This window comes from Pseudomonas sp. GW821-FHT03E01 (genome assembly GCF_059420765.1).
In genome coordinates this window covers 36,712-53,568 of the sequence record NZ_JBWKUI010000018.1, presented here as the reverse complement: position 1 = coordinate 53,568, position 16,857 = coordinate 36,712, and the positions used below count along the sequence as shown (strand labels likewise).

Here is a 16,857-nt window from a genome sequence, read left to right as displayed (position 1 = left end):
CGATGCCCACTTCTGCCCTTGCCGGCCTGACGCTCCTTGTTCTTGGGGAGAGCCATATGAGCCTCGCGGACCATTTGCTGGAGCCGCTGCACGACAACCTGACTCGCCAAGGCGCCCTGGTTCACTCCATCGGTGCCTGTGGCGCCAGCGCCGGCGACTGGCTGATCAGTAAAAAGGTCGACTGCGGTGCCGAGCGCAAAGGCAACGACAAGATGGTGATCAAGGGTCGTGACGCCACCACCACACCGATCCAGGACCTGATCGCCGCCGACAAGCCCGACCTGGTGGTACTGGTCATCGGCGACACCATGGCGTCCTACGACAAGCCCGTGTTTCCGAAGGCCTGGGCATGGCAAAGCGTCACCGGCCTGGCCAAGGCCATCGCGGCCACCGGGACCCGTTGCGCCTGGGTGGGCCCGGCCTGGGGCAAAGCCGGTGGCATGTACCAGAAGAATGATGCCCGCACCCAGTTGATGTCGCAGTTTTTAGCCGCGAACGTGGCGCCTTGCACCTACATCGATTCGCTGACGTTCTCCAAACCCGGGCAGTGGATCACCACCGATGGGCAGCACTTTACCGTTGCCGGTTATCAAGCCTGGGGCACTGCGATTGGTGGTGCGTTGGCCAAGTTGCCCGCCGACACCGTCAGCAGCACAGGAGCCGGCAAATGACTCGATCCGCATGTGGCTGGGCGCTGTTCGCGCCCTTGATGCTGAGCCTGCACGCCCAGGCCGCCGACATTGCCCTGTACCCGACGGGCCCGGATCAGGACTCGGCCTTCTTGCGCTTTATCAACGCCGCCGACCGCCCCTTGCAGCTGCTGGCCGAAGGCTCGCGGGCCAGCCTCAGGCTCGAGGGTTCGAATGCCGTGTCCGACTACCTGCCCGTGCCCGCCAACCAGCCGATCAAGGGCACCCTGGAACGCAACGGCAAAAGCCAGCCGCTGGACATCCAGGTGGCAGCAGGCGAATTCGCCAGTGTGATCGCTTTGCCAGATAGCGCTCAAGGTATCCGTCAGGTCGTCATCCGTGAGCAACCCGACGATTTCAATAGCCTGAGAGCCTCGCTGGCGTTTATCAGTGCCGATCCAGCGTGCACCCAGGCCGGTTTGCGTGCTGCGGGAAAAAACACCGACCTGTTCAAGGAGGTGGCCGACGGCAGCGTGCAACGCCGAGCGATCAACCCGGTCAGCCTGTCGGTTCAATTGGTCTGCGCCCAAACCAATGTCGGTGCGCCACTTGACCTCGGCCAGCTCAAGGCCGGCGAGCGCTACAGCGTTGTGCTGCTGCCTGGTGCAAATGGCCCGCACCTGTTGCTCGCGACTGACGTCCTGGCCCACTGATCGGATCGCGCCACCACCATGGTTTTTGCCTCTCTCGAGTTTCTGACGTTGTTCCTGCCGCTGTTCTTGTGCAGCTATGCAGTGTGCCCAGCCGCCTGGCGCAACGTCACGTTACTGATCGGCAGCTGGCTGTTCTATGGCTGGTTGAGCCCTCGGTTCCTCGCAGTGCATGTGGTGCTGACGATCACGGCGTGGGCCGGCGGCTTGCTGATTGACGCCTTGCGGGAAAAAGACAAGGGTCGCGTGCGGCTACTCGTGACACTGATCGTGCTCAACACAGCGGTGCTGTGCTGGTACAAGTACGCCAACATCGTCGCCGGTACGTTGATCGATGCCCTTGCCTGGTCTGGCGCCATGCCGCTGGACTGGCAGCGAGTCATCATGCCGGCCGGGCTATCGTTTATCGTCTTGCAGGCGATTTCCTATCTGGTGGATGTACACCGCCGCACCGTGCCGGCCGAACGCAGCTTCATTAATTACGCCACCTATATTTCGATGTTCGGCCATTCGGTCGCCGGTCCCATCATTCGCTATAACTGGGTTCGGCGTGAGCTGAATCAGCGTCACTTCAACTGGCAGAATTTCTCGCTGGGCGCACGCCGGTTCATGGTCGGGATGAGCATGAAGGTCCTGGTGGCCGACACCCTGTCGCCGGTGGTCGATGTGGCGTTCAATGTGCAGAACCCAAGTTTCTCTGACGCCTGGATCGGCTGCCTTGCTTACTCCTTGCAACTGTTCTTCGACTTCGCCGGCTACAGCGCCATGGCCATTGGTCTTGGATTGATGCTGGGCTTCCACTTTCCCGAGAACTTCAACCGTCCCTATCTGGCCAACAGCATCCAGGACTTCTGGCGCCGCTGGCATTTGTCGCTGTCCAGCTGGCTGCGTGACTATCTGTATATTTCGCTGGGTGGTAATCGCAACGGCACCTGGAAAACCTATCGCAACCTGTTCCTGATCATGGCTATCGCCGGCCTCTGGCACGGTGGCGATAGCTGGAATTATCTGCTGTGGGGCAGCGCCCATGGTATTGCGTTGTGTGTGAATCGTGTCTGGAACAGCTCTACCCTGCCCCCGTTACAGCCAGTGTTTTCCCATGGGCTGACCCTGCTGTTCGTCTGCCTGGCCTGGACACTGTTCCGCGCCCCCGACTTTCACAGCGCGCTGAGCCTGTATGCCGGACAGTTCGGCCTGCAAGGCATTGCCCTCGGTGACGAACTGTCCGCGACCCTACGCCCGGTACACGGCCTTGCGGGTTTGCTGGGGGTGTTCGGTGTCGTTGCACCGTTGTTGCACCCTTACTGTGAGAAACGACTGGGCGGCCTATTGCTCCACACCACCGCCCTTTGGCCCATCGCCGGTTTCATGCTGTCGTTCGCACTGATCGCCAGTCGCGAAACCGTACCCTTCCTGTACTTCCAATTCTGATGACAACCCTAAAGCCTCCCCCGCTCCCTACTCAGCCAGATGATTTGGCGATTCGCAGCAGTCGGTTGGCAGGCGTGGCGCTGCTGATATTCCTGTTCGTCGGACTGCTGTCCTCTGGCCGTCTGATCGTTTCAGGGCAGATCTCACTGTTACCCGGTGAAGTGCAGACCTCGCAGATTCTTGACGGCGATATCACTCATCGACTCGCCAAGGAACTGTCGAACGCTCACCTCCCCACGACCTTCGCCAAGCTGGAGCGCGGAGTCAGTTGGCTGCTCCTCAGTGACACCGGGCCGAGGGTTCGCTCAGGTTGTCCTGGCTGGTTGTTTTTGGCCGATGAGCTCAAGGTCAACCATCAAGCGCAGCGCAATGCCGATGCCAAAGCCCAGGCCGTGATTGATCTAAAGCAGCAGCTCTCCCAGCGTGGTATCAGCCTGCTGGTGGTCATCGTTCCAGACAAGAGCCGCATCGCTTCCGAGCAGCGTTGCACACTGCATCGCCCAGCCGCTCTCGAAGGACGCATCCAGGCCTGGACCTCAAAGCTGGATGCGGGCGGCGTGTCGAATCTGGACCTCACCGCGGCGCTGACGCCACTGGGGGCCAGTGCCTGGTTGCGCACCGATACGCACTGGAGCGAATCCGGCGCGAAAACGGCGGCCGATGCCATCACACAGCGCCTGAAGACCCTGGGCATCAGCGCCACGCCAAGCAGGTCGTTCAATGAACGTCATGCCCCGCTCGCGGTTCGACCTGGCGATCTGGTCCATCTGGCGGGCATCGACTGGCTGCCGCTCAAATGGCAACCCGCACCTGACATGGTCGCCCAAACCAGCACCCACGAACTTCCCGTTACGTCGGCCGCCAACCCTGACACTGAGGCAGACCTTTTTGGCGATGCCGACCTCCCCAACACCGCGCTCATCGGCACTTCATTCTCACGCAACTCCAACTTCGCAGGGTTTCTGCAGCAGGCACTGGGCGCCCCCGTGGGTAACTTCGCCAAAGACGGTGGAGCGTTCTCTGGCGCTGCAAACAGCTACCTCAACAACCCGGCTTCCAAAGAAACGCCGCCAAAGCAAATCATCTGGGAAATCCCGGAGCGGGACCTGCAATCGGCGTACGTCGACCCCATTGCCTATCGCTCTTTGCGGTAGGCAATCACACCTGGCTGAAGGCAATCTTCGCCAGCTCGCCCCGTGTGTTCAGGGGCATTTCTCTCGATTGTTACCATCTTCGCAACAGTGTTTCTCCTTTCCGGCAAATGACAATTTGTCGCAGGGCTCGCTTTTTTTGATATCTTTGCGCAATTAACCAAATAGTTAACAACTATTTTCAGACTTGCCTTCACTGCTCTTAACCCTCCCCACAAACGTTCATGCGTCAGTAGGATCATGCAACATGACTAAGTCTCGACCTTCGGCATCCGTCAGCCGCTGGCCCATCTGGGTCGTCGCCTTCGGTGTGCTGGTATTTGGATTATTCTTCGCAGCAGGTGGTGGCTACCTCGCCACGCTGGGCGGCAGCTGGTACTTCCTGCTCGCCGGTTTCGGTTTGATCGTCTCTGCCGTACTGCTCTTCAAGCAGCGTCTGCAAGGTGCCTGGCTGTTCGCGGCGGTGATGGTGCTGACCGTGATTTGGGCGCTGGCCGATGTCGGACTGAATTTCTGGCCACTGATCTCTCGCTTGTTCGCCCTGGGCGTGCTGAGCCTGTTGGTGGCATTGGTCTACCCCCATCTGCGCAAGGCCAATAGCCTGGCCAGCGGTCGCAGTGGCTACGCTCTGAGCGGTGTGCTGGCAGTCGCCATCGTTGCAGGTGGTGCCGGTATGTTCGTACCCCATGCCCCTGTTTCGCCGACCGGTGACGGCCCTGGCCTGACCACGGTCGACCCTGCCAAGGCCCAGAAAAACTGGGAACACTACGGTAACGACGAAGGTGGCGGCCGCTTCGCTGCTCTGGACCAGATCAACCGTAGCAACGTCTCGAAGCTGGTGCCGGCATGGACCTACAATACCGGGGACATCGCGATCAGCGACGGCAATGGCGCCGAAGATCAGATGACACCGTTGCAGGTTGGCGACAAGGTGTTCATCTGCACCCCGCACAACAACCTCATCGCACTGGATGCCGATACCGGTAAACAGCTGTGGAAGAACGAGATCAACGCCAAGACCCGTGTTTGGCAACGTTGCCGCGGTATCGCCTACTTCGACGCTACCGCCGCGCTCGCCCAGCCTGCTGACGGCAGCACACCTGCCAAGCCCGTATCAGTACCGGCCGGCGCCAACTGCCAGCGCCGTCTGCTGACCAACACCATCGATGCGCGCCTGATTGCAGTGGACGCCGATACAGGGGAGTTCTGCCAGGGCTTCGGTAACAACGGCCAGGTTGATCTGAAAGCAGGTCTTGGCGACGTCCCTGATTCCTATTACCAGCTGTCATCGGCACCGCTGATGGCCGGGACCACCGTGGTTGTCGGCGGCCGTGTCGCCGACAACGTCCAGACCGACATGCCAGGTGGCGTGATCCGTGGTTTCGACGTCGTCACCGGCGAGATGCGCTGGGCATTCGACCCGGGCAACCCCGAAGACAAGCAGGCTCCGGCGGCCGGCAGCACCTACGTGCGCAGCACGCCCAACAGTTGGGCACCGATGTCCTACGACCCGGCGATGAACACCGTGTTCTTGCCGATGGGCAGTTCGTCCACCGACATCTACGGTGTGGAACGTACGGCACTGAACCACAAGTACGGCGCTTCCGTTCTTGCACTGAACGCAACAACCGGCGAAGAAAAGTGGGTCTACCAAACCGTCCACAACGACCTGTGGGACTTCGACCTGCCCATGCAGCCAAGCCTGATCGACTTCACCAAAGCCGACGGCAGCAAGGTGCCCGCCGTAGTGATCGGCACCAAAGCCGGCCAGATCTTCGTGCTTGACCGCGCCACCGGCAAACCGCTGACCAAGGTGGAAGAGGTTCCGGTCAAAACCTCGAACATCCCGAACGAACCTTACTCGCTGACTCAGCCGAAATCGGTGGGCATGCCAGCGATCGGCGCGCAAACGCTGACCGAGTCGGACATGTGGGGGGCAACGCCGTTCGATCAACTGCTCTGCCGTATCTCGTTCAAGAAAATGCGTTACGACGGGCTGTACACCGCACCAGGCACCGATATCTCGCTGAGCTTCCCGGGCTCGCTGGGAGGGATGAACTGGGGTGGTATCTCGACTGACCCGGTACACGGTTTTATCTTCGTCAACGACATGCGTCTGGGCCTGTGGATCCAGATGATTGCGGCGCAGAAAGATGCCAAGACCTCTTCCGGTGGTGAAGCACTGAACACCGGCATGGGCGCAGTACCGCTCAAAGGCACCCCGTATGCAGTGAACAAGAACCGCTTCCTGTCGGTTGCCGGCATCCCTTGCCAGGCACCGCCTTTTGGCACACTGACCGCGATCGACATGAAAACCCAGAAAGTCGCGTGGCAAGTGCCGGTCGGCACCGTCCAGGACACTGGCCCGTTGGGTATCAAGATGCATCTGCCGTTGCCGATCGGCATGCCGACGCTGGGTGGTACGCTCTCTACCCAGGGCGGCCTGGTGTTCATCGCCGGTACACAGGACTACTACCTGCGCGCCTTCAACTCCGCCAACGGACAAGAGGCCTGGAAAGCCCGGCTACCCGTGGGCAGCCAGGGTGGCCCGATGACGTATGTGTCGCCGAAAACAGGCAAGCAGTACATTGTCATCACCGCGGGTGGTGCGCGTCAGTCACCCGATCGCGGCGATTATGTGATCGCTTACGCGCTGCCTGATAGCAAGTAACCCGTAACAACAAAAAGCCGCTGCCGCCCTGTGAGGGTGGCAGCGGCTTTTTGTTGTCTGCACGCTTGGCCCGTTGAACTCGCTGGCTCGGCGCGAAGCGGGTTTTAAAAATCGAAGAACACCGTTTCACCCTCCCCCTGAATACGTATGTCGAAACGATAAGCCGCCTTGCCATCCACCTCGCAACGCTGCGCTATCAGCGTTTCGCGACGCTGCGGTTGCTCGATCAGATTAAGCACCGGGCACGTCGCGTTGGCTTGTGGCTCATCGGCAAAGTACAGCCGGGTTTGCAGGTGAATATTGATCCCGCGGGCAAACAGCGACACATTGATGTGCGGCGCCATCGGCACCCCGGCGGCATTGTTCACCACGCCCGGCTTGATGGTATTGAGTGTCCACTCCCCCGCATCGAAGGTGGTGGCGGTTCGGCCGAAGCTGTTGAAGGTTTTTTCCGAGTCGAAGACCGGGTCGTAGACACCTTCATGATTGGCCTGCCAAAACTCCAGAAACGAGTCTCGCACCAGGTGACCGTTGCCGTCATAGACATGACCGATCAGCAGAATCTGTTCGCCCTCGGCACCCGGCTTGGCCATCTGATTCCAGATTTCTTCCGGCCGTGTCGGGTTGCCGGCAGCCTCTAGGGCCAGACCGATATGCACATAGGGGCCGGCCGTTTGCGAAGGGGTTTCGGGTAGCAGTTCGATAGGCATGGACGGACTCCTCAGCAGTTTTCGAAGTGGGTCTTGCGCTGGCCGCGCAGCACGATGTCGAAACGATAGGCCAGGCAATCCATCGGATTGGCATTACCCATGTCGAGCCGGGCGATCAGGCTCTGTACCGCCTCTGGATTGGCGATCGACTTGACGATCGGGCACATCGGGATCAGTGGATCGCCTTCGAAATACAGCTGGGTGATCAGGCGCGTGGCGATCGATGGCCCGCTGATGGAGAAATGGATGTGCGCCGGGCGCCAGTCATTCGGACCGTTGCGCCAAGGATACGGACCGGGTTTCACGGTGCGGAAGCTGTAGTAGCCGTCACGGTCGGTCAGAGCCCGGCCGACACCACCGAAATTCGGGTCCAGTGGTGCCAGGTAGCGATCATTCTTGTGCCGGTAGCGACCGCCGGCGTTGGCCTGCCACATCTCCACCAGGGTATGCGGGATGGGCTTGCCATATTGATCACAGACCCGGCCGGAAACGATGATCCTCTCGCCCACCGGCAGCCCACCATTATTGAAGTTGAGTAGCAGGTCGTTATCGAACCGCCCCATCTTCAGGTGAGAGAAATCCGGGCCGCTGGTTTCGCTGGCCGACTGGGGGATGCTCACCAAGGCTTGGCGTGGAGAACGGGCGACAGAGGTTTTGTAATCAGGGGTCAGGGCTTTGGGGTGCCAATTACGGTCACGAATAACGAAACGACTGCTGTCTGCATCAGACATGTCGATCTCCTGTTGTTTGATTTATGGAGCACTACCTGCGCAGTTTCAAACAACAGAAGGCTGGGGAATATTGAAAAGCCACCCTCAATACATAACCAAATGGTTATGGATAAGACCCTTCGCGATACGCCTGCCCTACCTCGCGCAGCACCTCGACGCACCACTGGGCCGCCAGTGACAACGGCAAGCTGGCGTTACTGGAAATCCCCACCGAACCACCCGGTTCGCGCTGCCCCAGGTTGATCTCAAGCAGTTCGCCGCTTGCCAGATCCAGGCGCACGGCATCCAGAGGCGCGATCCAGATCGCCTCGCTGGACAACACATAACGACGGCTCAGGGTCACGGACAAGGTTTCCAGACGCTGCCGCGACTGGCTGATGCCACATTGCACGAACAGGCTATCGGCATATTTGCGAATCGTCGTTCCTGCCAGCGGCAGCACCAGCGGGAAATCTTCCAGGGCGCTACGCTCCAGTGGCTCGGCCAGCAAGGGATGATCGGGACGCACCACCAGTGTCATGGATTCACTGTACAGATGCTCGAAGGTCAGCCCCTGAATCTCCGGGCTATCTGTCATACGGCCGACCACCAGGTCCACGTCACCCACCCGCAACTGCGACAACAAATAGGCGCTTGGCCCGGTCACCACACTCACCACCAGCGCCGAATGGCGCTCGTGCAAGCGCCGTACAACCTCAGGCACCAGCAAACTTTCCACTGTCGACAACACGCCGAGTCGAACCGTGCCTGCCGCATATTCGCCACCGCGCAAGGTGTTCACCCCATCACGCAACGCCTGCACCGAAGGCCCGGCATAACGCAAAAAGGCAACCCCGGCTTCGGTCAGGTTCACACCACTTTTACTGCGTATAAACAGACTTGCCGCCAGCAGTTCCTCCAGCTCCTTGAGCGTCTTCGACATCGCTGGCTGACTCACCGCCAACACATCCGCCGCCCGCGCCAGACTGCCCTGACGAGCCATTTCGAGAAAGCACACGAGGTGACGGAATTTGATGCGGGTGTCGATGTTCACTACGGAGCCCCGTGAGGTTGCCTCATTGGTATCGAAACGTTTGCAGGCAATCTTAGCGTGCGCTCAATTTCCTGGTGATCGGATGGTGGCAATGGACTTTTTTGACTTGCTCGGAGGGGATGTCAAATACAGGACATTGCGTCAATTAGGGCTTGATGTTCTTCAATTTATTGAGCAGTTCCAGCAACTGCTCAAGCGACTCCGCGCCGAACTGCTCCTGAATCTTCAAGTAGTTGCTTTCCATCCCCGCACTCATGTCGACGAAACACTGCTGCCCCTGCTCGGTCAGGGCGATGAATACCCGGCGCTGATCTTCGGACGACTTCCTGCGCCGGACGATACCGTCGCGCTCCAGCCGGGACAGCACGCCGGTCATGCTCGGTTTGAGGATGCATGCCAGATTGGCCAGTTGATGGCTTTCCAGTTCGCCGTGCTGACGCAAGATACGGATCACCCGCCATTGCTGTTCAGTCAGATCATGTTCGTTGAGCAACGGCCGGAAAAATGCCATGGCTGCTTCGCGGGCCTGCAACAAGGTGAGCGTAAGGGACGGTCTGGGGGTCGGCATGGTTCACGCGGAAAAAGAGGTCGAAGCGTCAAAGCTTAGAGTCGGCACAGAGTGCATGCAACATCCCCTCTGCAGCACATCATTAACTTATAAACAAATAACTGATCTCAGATAAAAAATAATCGCCACCACCCCTATTCCTTCTGAAAAAACTGAAAAAAACGCTACGCAAATAATAGATAAGATGTTAACTATATGACACCCCTTACCGAATAGGGGGTGATACCTACAAAAACAACAAAAGGACCCCCCTCATGCATTCGTGCCTCCTTCGCACGGCGGCAAGCGTTGCCCTGTGCGCCGCGTTTAGCCCGTTTAGCGCTCACGCTGATTTTGTCCAGGACAGTAAAGCCAGTTTGGACCTGCGCAATTTCTACATGAACCGAGACTTTCGTCAGAGCAACGCACCACAGAACAAGGCCGAAGAGTGGGCCCAGGGTTTTGTATTACGCCTGGAGTCGGGTTACACCGACGGCATGGTCGGTTTCGGGGTCGATGCCTTGGGCGAACTCGGGGTGAAACTTGACTCCAGTCGCGATCGTCGAGGCACCGGCTTGCTGCCCTTTGGCGCCAGCCAGCAACCAGAGGACAGCTACAGCGAATTGGGCCTGACCGCCAAGCTGCGAACATCGAAGACCGTGCTCAAACTCGGCACCCTACAGCCGCAACTGCCCGTGGCCGCCTATAACGACACCCGACTGCTGCCCTCAACCTACAGCGGTGAGCTGGTCACCTCCCAGGAAGTCGACGGCCTGACCCTGAATCTGGGCCGCCTGGAAAAGCAGAACCTACGAGACTCCTCCAGCAATGACGAGATGAGTTACGCCGGTGTGCAAAGCAGCCATCTCGATCTGGCCGGTGGCACCTACGCGATCAATCCACACCTGGCAGCGACCTATTATTACGCCCGGATGCAGGACATCTACAGCCAGCACTTCATCGGTCTGGTGCATGAATTGCCCTTGGCAGAAGGTGTGAATCTGCGCAGCGATTTGCGCTATTTCGATACTCGCGAACAAGGCAACCATGAATTGCGCAGTCCATCCAGGGTCGATGGCGGCAAGATCGACAACCGTTTTTTCAACGGCATGGTAAGCCTGTCGATGGGTGCCCATAAATTCGGCCTGGGGTACCAGAATCTCTCCGGAGACGGCGACTTCGCCTTTCCGGGCCTGGCCCCATATTCAGTAAACCTGGTGACCATCAACGTCTTCACCAAGGCCGAGACCGACGCCTGGCAGGCGCGTTACGACTACAACTTCGCGGCCCTGGGCCTGCCTGGGCTGACCTTCATGACTCGCTATGTCGACGGCTCTCATGTGCAAACCTCCACCGTGCGTAACGGTCGGGAATGGGAGCGTGACACCGACCTGGTTTACACGGTGCAGAGTGGTCCGCTGAAGAACGTCAATGTGCGGCTACGCAACGCCACTCTTCGCTCAAGCAACGGCCTGACCAGCGATATAGACGAAAACCGGATCATCATCGGCTACAGCCTGGCCTTGTGGTGAGCCGCCCATGAAAAGTGCAATCGGTTCCCTGTAAAAGCCATTTTTCAGGGCACCGGCTGCGACCATGATTGCTCGACAAACACTCGGCGCCTATCGAGAAGCAAACATGGCTACCTCAGCGCAAACCCGACTGCCGCAGGCGGTACTCCCCAGGGGTCACCAGCGCATAACGCTGGAAAAACCGACTGAAATAGGCCGGGTCCTTGAAGCCCAACTGGTAGCAGATTTCATTGGCCGAACTGCCAGTGAACAACAACAGACGCTTGGCCTCCTGCATCAGCCGTTCAAGGATCAAACGTTTGGACGGCAGGTCGGCAATGCGCCGGCAGACATCGTTGAGCCGTGCCTCGGTAACACCAATGCCATCGGCATAGCGCGACAGCGGCCAGTGCTGCAGGTAATGGTCTTCGATCAATTCGTTGAAGCGGTGGAAGATCCGCAAGTCTTCATGGCGTGCCGGGCGGGCTTCCAGGGAATTGGCGCACAGCCTGAGCAGGCTGATCACGATCAATCGCGTCAGGCTCTCCAAGGCCGCCCCCCGCCCTGGCTTGTCGCCGTTGATCTCGTTGCACAGTTCCTCGAACAGAAACTCCAGTCTCCTGACCTCGGGCTGGAACTGTGGTGCCAGCCCCGCCAATGCCACGCAAGCCGCTGGCAACTGCGAGCCCGGCGCCAGACTCGGATCGGCATCGATCAACTGCCAGACCAGTTGCTGGCGCACCGTCAACACATGCCCGTCGGCGTCCGCTTCGGTGACGAAGGAATGGGCCACCGTCGGTGGCGTGAGGAAAAACATAGGTCCCGACTCGAGGTATTGCTGGTCATCCAGATAGACCCGCACCGCACCGCTCTTCACGTAATGCACCTGGAAGAACCGGTCGTGTCGGTGCACGGGCATATTGCGGCCGAAGAACTCAGCCAGATTGCCGAGTTTGTCGTAGTGCACTTCGGCATCGCTGTAACGCTGGTCGTAGACCTGACCGATGTTGATATTGGGGATCGGCTGACGATCGATCATCGCTCGGTTCTCTTTCTTGTTTGCGTGTTGGCAGTGCAAGGACTTTCATCCTGCGCCGGTTTGCGGCGGCTAACCACTGCCAGCGCATTTTGCCACGCTTGACGATTGTTAACATATTAATTATAACGTTAACAGGTTAACGAATATTTCGCGAAGCAGTCACTGCTCCGCCATTGCCAGGAGAAAAGCATGAGCCGTGCCCTGCATGATGTTGCGAACGGCACCCTGTTCGGCGTTGCGCTGAACTATCAAGGGTTGCTGAACCAGCGTGTCGCCGAATTCGAGCAAGCGCCTTACCAGAAGCCGCCGGTTAAACCGGTGCTGTTCATCAAGACGCCCAACACCCGCAATGGTCATGACCGCACGGTGATTCATCCGCAAGGTGAACGCCTGCAACCGGGGCCTGCACTGGGTGTGGTGATCGGTAAAAGCGCCAGCCGGGTCAGCATCGAGAATGCGCTGGAACATGTGGCCGGCTACACCATCGTCAATGAGTTCAGCCTGCCGGAAGACAGCTACTACCGCCCGGCGGTGAAAGCCAAGTGTCGTGACGGCTTCTGCTCGCTGGGCCCGGAATTGGTGGGCCGTGACCAGCTCGCCGATCCGCATCAGTTGAGTCTGAAACTGTTCGTCAACGGTGAACTACGCCAGGAAAACTCCACGGCCAACTTTGTCCGCAGCATTCCCCAGTTGATCGCCGAAATCAGCGAATTCATGACCCTCCACGAAGGCGATGTGCTGATCACAGGCACCCCTGAAGGCCGTGTCGATGTCCAGCCCGGTGACACCGTCGAAGTCGAAATCAGCGGCCTGGGCCGCCTCGTCAACCACATCGTGGCCGAGTAACAGGAGCTTCCATGAAACACGCCCGTATCCGCTTTGAAGGTGAAGTCCACCTCGTCCATGTCGAAGAGCACAACGCCGTGCGCCTGGCCGACGGCCGCCTGCTGGCCGAAGAACAAGTGCAATGGCTGCCACCGGCCACCGGCAGCATGTTCGCCCTGGGCCTGAACTACGCCGACCACGCCGCCGAGTTGGCCTTCAAGCCGCCCACCGAGCCCCTGGCGTTCATCAAGTCCCCGGGCACCTACACCGGCCATAACCAGGCTACATGGCGCCCGGACAACGTCGCCTATATGCACTACGAGTGCGAACTGGTCGCCGTCATCGGCAAGCCCGCGCGTAACGTCAAGCGTGAAGACGCCCTCCAGTACCTGGCCGGCTACACGGTGTGCAACGACTACGCGATCCGTGACTACCTGGAAAATTACTACCGGCCCAACCTGCGGGTGAAGAACCGCGATGCCACGACGCCGGTCGGTCCGTGGATCGTCGACGTCGCCGACGTGCCGGACCCGAGCAACCTGAAACTGCGCACCTGGATCAACGGTGAGTTACGTCAGGAAGGCTCGACCTCCGACATGATTTTCGACATCCCTTACCTGATCGAATACCTGTCCAGCTTCATGACCTTGCAGCCCGGCGACATGATCGCTACGGGCACGCCGGAAGGTCTGGCCGATGTGGTTCCCGGCGATGAAGTGATTGTGGAAGTGGAAGGCGTGGGTCGCCTGGTTAATCGAATTGTTAGCGAAGCGGAATTCTTCTCCGCCCGTAAAGAGGCTTGAGCAGCATGATCAAACACTGGATCAACGGCCGTGAGGTCGAAAGCAAAGACGTTTTCGTCAACTACAACCCGGCCACCGGCGAAGCCATCGGTGAAATCGCCAGCGGCGGCGCCGAAGAAGTCGCTCAGGCCGTAGCCGCGGCCAAGGAAGCCTTCCCCAAGTGGGCTAATACGCCAGCCAAGGAACGTGCCCGACTGATGCGCAAGCTCGGTGAGCTGATCGAGCAGAATGTCCCGCGTCTGGCCGAACTGGAAACGCTGGACACGGGCCTTCCGATCCATCAGACCAAAAATGTGTTGATCCCCCGCGCTTCGCACAACTTCGATTTCTTCGCCGAAGTCTGCACCCGCATGGACGGTCACTCTTACCCCGTCGACGACCAGATGCTCAACTACACCCTGTATCAGCCGGTGGGTGTTTGCGGTCTGGTGTCACCGTGGAACGTGCCGTTCATGACAGCCACCTGGAAAACCGCGCCGTGCCTGGCACTGGGCAATACTGCAGTGCTGAAGATGTCCGAGCTGTCCCCGCTGACAGCCAACGAACTCGGTCGTCTGGCTGTTGAGGCTGGCATTCCCAATGGCGTGCTCAACGTCATCCAGGGTTACGGCGCCACCGCCGGTGACGCACTGGTTCGGCACCCGGATGTGCGCGCAATTTCGTTCACTGGAGGTACCGCCACCGGCAAGAAAATCATGCAGACCGCCGGCCTCAAAAAATACTCCATGGAACTCGGCGGCAAGTCACCGGTGCTGATCTTTGAAGATGCGGACCTGGAGCGCGCCCTCGACGCCGCACTGTTCACCATCTTCTCGCTGAACGGCGAACGCTGCACCGCTGGTAGCCGGATCTTCATTCAGGAAAGCGTTTACCCTCAGTTCGTCGCCGAGTTTGCTGCCCGCGCCAAACGCTTGATCGTCGGCGATCCACAGAACCCGAAGACTCAGGTCGGCTCGATGATCACTCAGGCCCACTACGACAAGGTCACTGGCTACATCAAGATCGGCATCGAGGAAGGCGCCACCCTCCTCGCCGGTGGTCTGGAACGTCCGGCCAACTTGCCGGCGCACCTGAGTAAAGGCCAGTTCATTCAGCCGACGGTGTTCGCCGACGTGAACAACAAGATGCGTATCGCCCAGGAAGAGATCTTCGGTCCGGTGGTGTGCCTGATTCCGTTCAAGGACGAAGCCGAGGCCCTGCAACTGGCCAACGATACCGAGTATGGCCTGGCGTCTTACATCTGGACCCAGGACATCGGCAAGGCCCATCGCCTGGCCTACGGCATCGAAGCCGGCATGGTGTTCATCAACAGTCAGAACGTGCGGGACTTGCGTCAGCCGTTCGGTGGTGTGAAAGGTTCCGGTACCGGACGCGAAGGCGGCCAGTACAGCTTTGAGGTGTTCGCCGAAATCAAGAACATCTGCATTTCCATGGGCAGTCATCACATCCCGCGTTGGGGTCTCTGAACAGCCGATGGTCGCTGCTGAAGGCAGCGATGGGCCGCGCATCGGCTCATCGCAGCCTTCACTGGCCACCAGATTGAATCGAATAACAACAATTTCAGGAGAATCATCATGGGCGAAGTCGTCCTGGCCGCGAAAATCTGCCATGTACCCTCGATGTACCTGTCGGAACTGCCCGGCAAGCATCACGGTTGTCGCGAGGCGGCAATTGCCGGACACAAGGAAATCGGCCGTCGCGCCCGCGAGCTCGGTGCCGACACCGCCGTGGTGTTCGACGTGCACTGGTTGGTCAACAGCGGCTATCACGTCAACTGCGGCGAGCATTTCAAGGGCATCTACACCAGCAACGAACTGCCGCACTTCATCAAGAACATGGAGTACGAGTACCCGGGTTGCCCAGCGTTGGGCGAGCTGATCGCCACCGAGGCCAATCAGGCCGGGGTGCGCACCATGGCCCACAACATCCCGAGCCTGGAGTTGGAATACGGCACTCTGGTACCTATGCGCTACATGCACATGGGCGTCCCGGACGAGCAGAAGTTTGACGTGATCTCCATCGCCGCCTGGTGCGCCTGGCATCGCCTGGAAGACAGCTTCGCCTTCGGCGCTGCCGTGCGCCGGGCCATCGATAGGAGCGACCGCAAGGTGCTGGTGCTGGCCTCCGGCTCGCTGTCCCACCGTTTCTCCGACGACCGTGAAGCCGAAGCCAACATTCACAACTGGACCCGTGAATTCGACAAGCAGATGGACCTGCACGTGGTCGAGATGTGGAAGCAAGGTCGCTTCAAGGAGTTTTGCGCAATGCTCCCGGACTACGCCGAGCACTGCTTCGGCGAAGGCAAGATGCACGACACCGCCATGCTCCTCGGACTGCTTGGCGGGCCCGAGTACAACAAACCGGTGGAAGTACTGACCGAGCCCTTCGGCAGTTCAGGCACTGGCCAGATCAACGCCATTTTCCCTCTCTGAGGTACCAGACAGGAACTGGCGTAGCAGCTGTCGAGCGGAGCGAGGCGGCGTCCGAGGACGTAGTCCTCGTAAAACCGGTGCTCTCGATTTACCTGAAACACAGAGGTGTATGGGGTTACGACTGCTTCGCAGCCGGACGCTGCCTCGCTCCGCTCGACAGCTGCTACGCGATGCGAAACATCAACGTTACGGGAGACTCACATGCCTCATTTCATTGCTGAATACACCGACAACATCGAACAACAAGCCGACTTGCCCAGCCTGTTCGAAAAAGTCCACGCCTCCCTCGGCGACAGCGGCGTGTTCCCCCTGGGCGGCATCCGCAGTCGTGGAGTGCGCCTGGACACCTGGCGCATGGCTGATGGCAAGCACGATTACGCCTTCGTCCATATGACCCTCAAGGTCGGTCACGGACGAGATCTGCCGACCCGGCAGACAGTCGCACAAACACTGTTCAACGTAATCACCGAGCACTTCGCCGAACTGCAGTCGCAACGGCTGCTGGCGCTGTCGTTCGAGATGATCGAGCTGCACCCCGAACTGAATTTCAAGCAGAACAACGTGCATGCCTTCTTGAAGAACCAGGCGGGCTGATTCACGCCCTCCTTCCGCCAACGGCCACTCAAACAAAAAG

The 16,857-nt window shown here is 59.3% G+C and carries 16 protein-coding genes; 11 read left to right on the top strand and 5 right to left on the bottom strand.

All coding sequences use genetic code 11. The annotated features are described in order from the left end of the window. Window positions 1–2: 2 nt before the first annotated feature. From AC07VO_RS26345 to AC07VO_RS26325, 5 genes are all read left to right on the top strand, one after another. The gene (locus AC07VO_RS26345) at window positions 3–671 is read left to right on the top strand and encodes an SGNH/GDSL hydrolase family protein (protein WP_026286561.1); all 669 of its coding nucleotides are present in this window, start codon (window positions 3–5) and stop codon (window positions 669–671) included. Next, window positions 668–1,342 (top strand): alginate O-acetyltransferase AlgF, encoded by a 675-nt coding sequence (locus tag AC07VO_RS26340; protein WP_064617413.1) that lies wholly within the window; start codon window positions 668–670, stop codon window positions 1,340–1,342. The genes AC07VO_RS26345 and AC07VO_RS26340 overlap by 4 nt, the downstream gene beginning before the upstream one ends. An 18-nt stretch (window positions 1,343–1,360) precedes the next feature. After that, window positions 1,361–2,770, top strand: coding sequence for an MBOAT family O-acyltransferase (locus AC07VO_RS26335; RefSeq protein ID WP_192351273.1), 1,410 nt, complete (start codon window positions 1,361–1,363; stop codon window positions 2,768–2,770). Next, window positions 2,770–3,924 carry an alginate O-acetyltransferase AlgX-related protein gene (locus tag AC07VO_RS26330; RefSeq protein WP_064617408.1) on the top strand — a complete coding sequence of 385 codons (1,155 nt, stop codon included), beginning with the start codon at window positions 2,770–2,772 and terminating at the stop codon, window positions 3,922–3,924. The genes AC07VO_RS26335 and AC07VO_RS26330 overlap by 1 nt, the downstream gene beginning before the upstream one ends. 244 nt (window positions 3,925–4,168) lie before the next feature. Continuing rightward, window positions 4,169–6,592 carry a glucose/quinate/shikimate family membrane-bound PQQ-dependent dehydrogenase gene (locus tag AC07VO_RS26325; protein ID WP_018927932.1) on the top strand — a complete coding sequence of 808 codons (2,424 nt, stop codon included), beginning with the start codon at window positions 4,169–4,171 and terminating at the stop codon, window positions 6,590–6,592. A gap of 104 nt (window positions 6,593–6,696) precedes the next feature. Here AC07VO_RS26325 and pcaG read toward each other — a convergent pair whose 3' ends face one another. From pcaG to hpaR, 4 genes are all read right to left on the bottom strand, one after another. Beyond that, window positions 6,697–7,302, bottom strand: a complete 606-nt coding sequence (gene pcaG, locus AC07VO_RS26320) for a protocatechuate 3,4-dioxygenase subunit alpha (protein WP_018927931.1) — start codon at window positions 7,300–7,302, stop codon at window positions 6,697–6,699. Window positions 7,303–7,313: 11 nt separating this feature from the next. Further along, on the bottom strand, window positions 7,314–8,033 hold the full coding sequence (gene pcaH, locus AC07VO_RS26315) for a protocatechuate 3,4-dioxygenase subunit beta (RefSeq protein ID WP_018927930.1): 720 nt from the start codon (window positions 8,031–8,033) through the stop codon (window positions 7,314–7,316). A 103-nt stretch (window positions 8,034–8,136) separates the two neighbouring features. Continuing rightward, a complete protein-coding gene (gene pcaQ / locus AC07VO_RS26310; RefSeq protein WP_018927929.1) occupies window positions 8,137–9,066 on the bottom strand; it encodes a pca operon transcription factor PcaQ in 930 nt (309 codons plus the stop codon). Window positions 9,067–9,211: 145 nt separating this feature from the next. Continuing rightward, window positions 9,212–9,634: a homoprotocatechuate degradation operon regulator HpaR gene (gene hpaR, locus AC07VO_RS26305; RefSeq protein WP_026286558.1), complete on the bottom strand. Its 423-nt coding sequence runs from the start codon at window positions 9,632–9,634 to the stop codon at window positions 9,212–9,214. Between the two features lie 254 nt (window positions 9,635–9,888). Between hpaR and AC07VO_RS26300 the strand changes: the two genes are divergently transcribed. Further along, window positions 9,889–11,145 (top strand): OprD family porin, encoded by a 1,257-nt coding sequence (locus AC07VO_RS26300; protein ID WP_192351271.1) that lies wholly within the window; start codon window positions 9,889–9,891, stop codon window positions 11,143–11,145. Between the two features lie 115 nt (window positions 11,146–11,260). On the opposite strand, the gene hpaA is transcribed toward AC07VO_RS26300, so the two are convergent. Continuing rightward, window positions 11,261–12,163: a 4-hydroxyphenylacetate catabolism regulatory protein HpaA gene (gene hpaA, locus AC07VO_RS26295; RefSeq protein ID WP_018927925.1), complete on the bottom strand. Its 903-nt coding sequence runs from the start codon at window positions 12,161–12,163 to the stop codon at window positions 11,261–11,263. Between the two features lie 189 nt (window positions 12,164–12,352). Between hpaA and AC07VO_RS26290 the strand changes: the two genes are divergently transcribed. The 5 genes from AC07VO_RS26290 to AC07VO_RS26270 all read left to right on the top strand — a co-directional run bounded on the left by AC07VO_RS26290 (window position 12,353) and on the right by AC07VO_RS26270 (window position 16,817). After that, window positions 12,353–13,009: a fumarylacetoacetate hydrolase family protein gene (locus tag AC07VO_RS26290; protein WP_192351269.1), complete on the top strand. Its 657-nt coding sequence runs from the start codon at window positions 12,353–12,355 to the stop codon at window positions 13,007–13,009. An 11-nt stretch (window positions 13,010–13,020) separates the two neighbouring features. Further along, window positions 13,021–13,791: a fumarylacetoacetate hydrolase family protein gene (locus tag AC07VO_RS26285; protein ID WP_018927923.1), complete on the top strand. Its 771-nt coding sequence runs from the start codon at window positions 13,021–13,023 to the stop codon at window positions 13,789–13,791. 5 nt (window positions 13,792–13,796) lie between these two features. Next, a complete protein-coding gene (hpaE, locus tag AC07VO_RS26280) occupies window positions 13,797–15,257 on the top strand; it encodes a 5-carboxymethyl-2-hydroxymuconate semialdehyde dehydrogenase (protein WP_192351267.1) in 1,461 nt (486 codons plus the stop codon). A gap of 108 nt (window positions 15,258–15,365) precedes the next feature. Further along, entirely contained in the window at window positions 15,366–16,223 is an 858-nt protein-coding gene (hpaD, locus tag AC07VO_RS26275) for a 3,4-dihydroxyphenylacetate 2,3-dioxygenase (RefSeq protein WP_018927921.1), read from the top strand. A gap of 201 nt (window positions 16,224–16,424) precedes the next feature. Then, window positions 16,425–16,817, top strand: a complete 393-nt coding sequence (locus tag AC07VO_RS26270; RefSeq protein ID WP_018927920.1) for a tautomerase family protein — start codon at window positions 16,425–16,427, stop codon at window positions 16,815–16,817. Window positions 16,818–16,857: the final 40 nt, after the last annotated feature.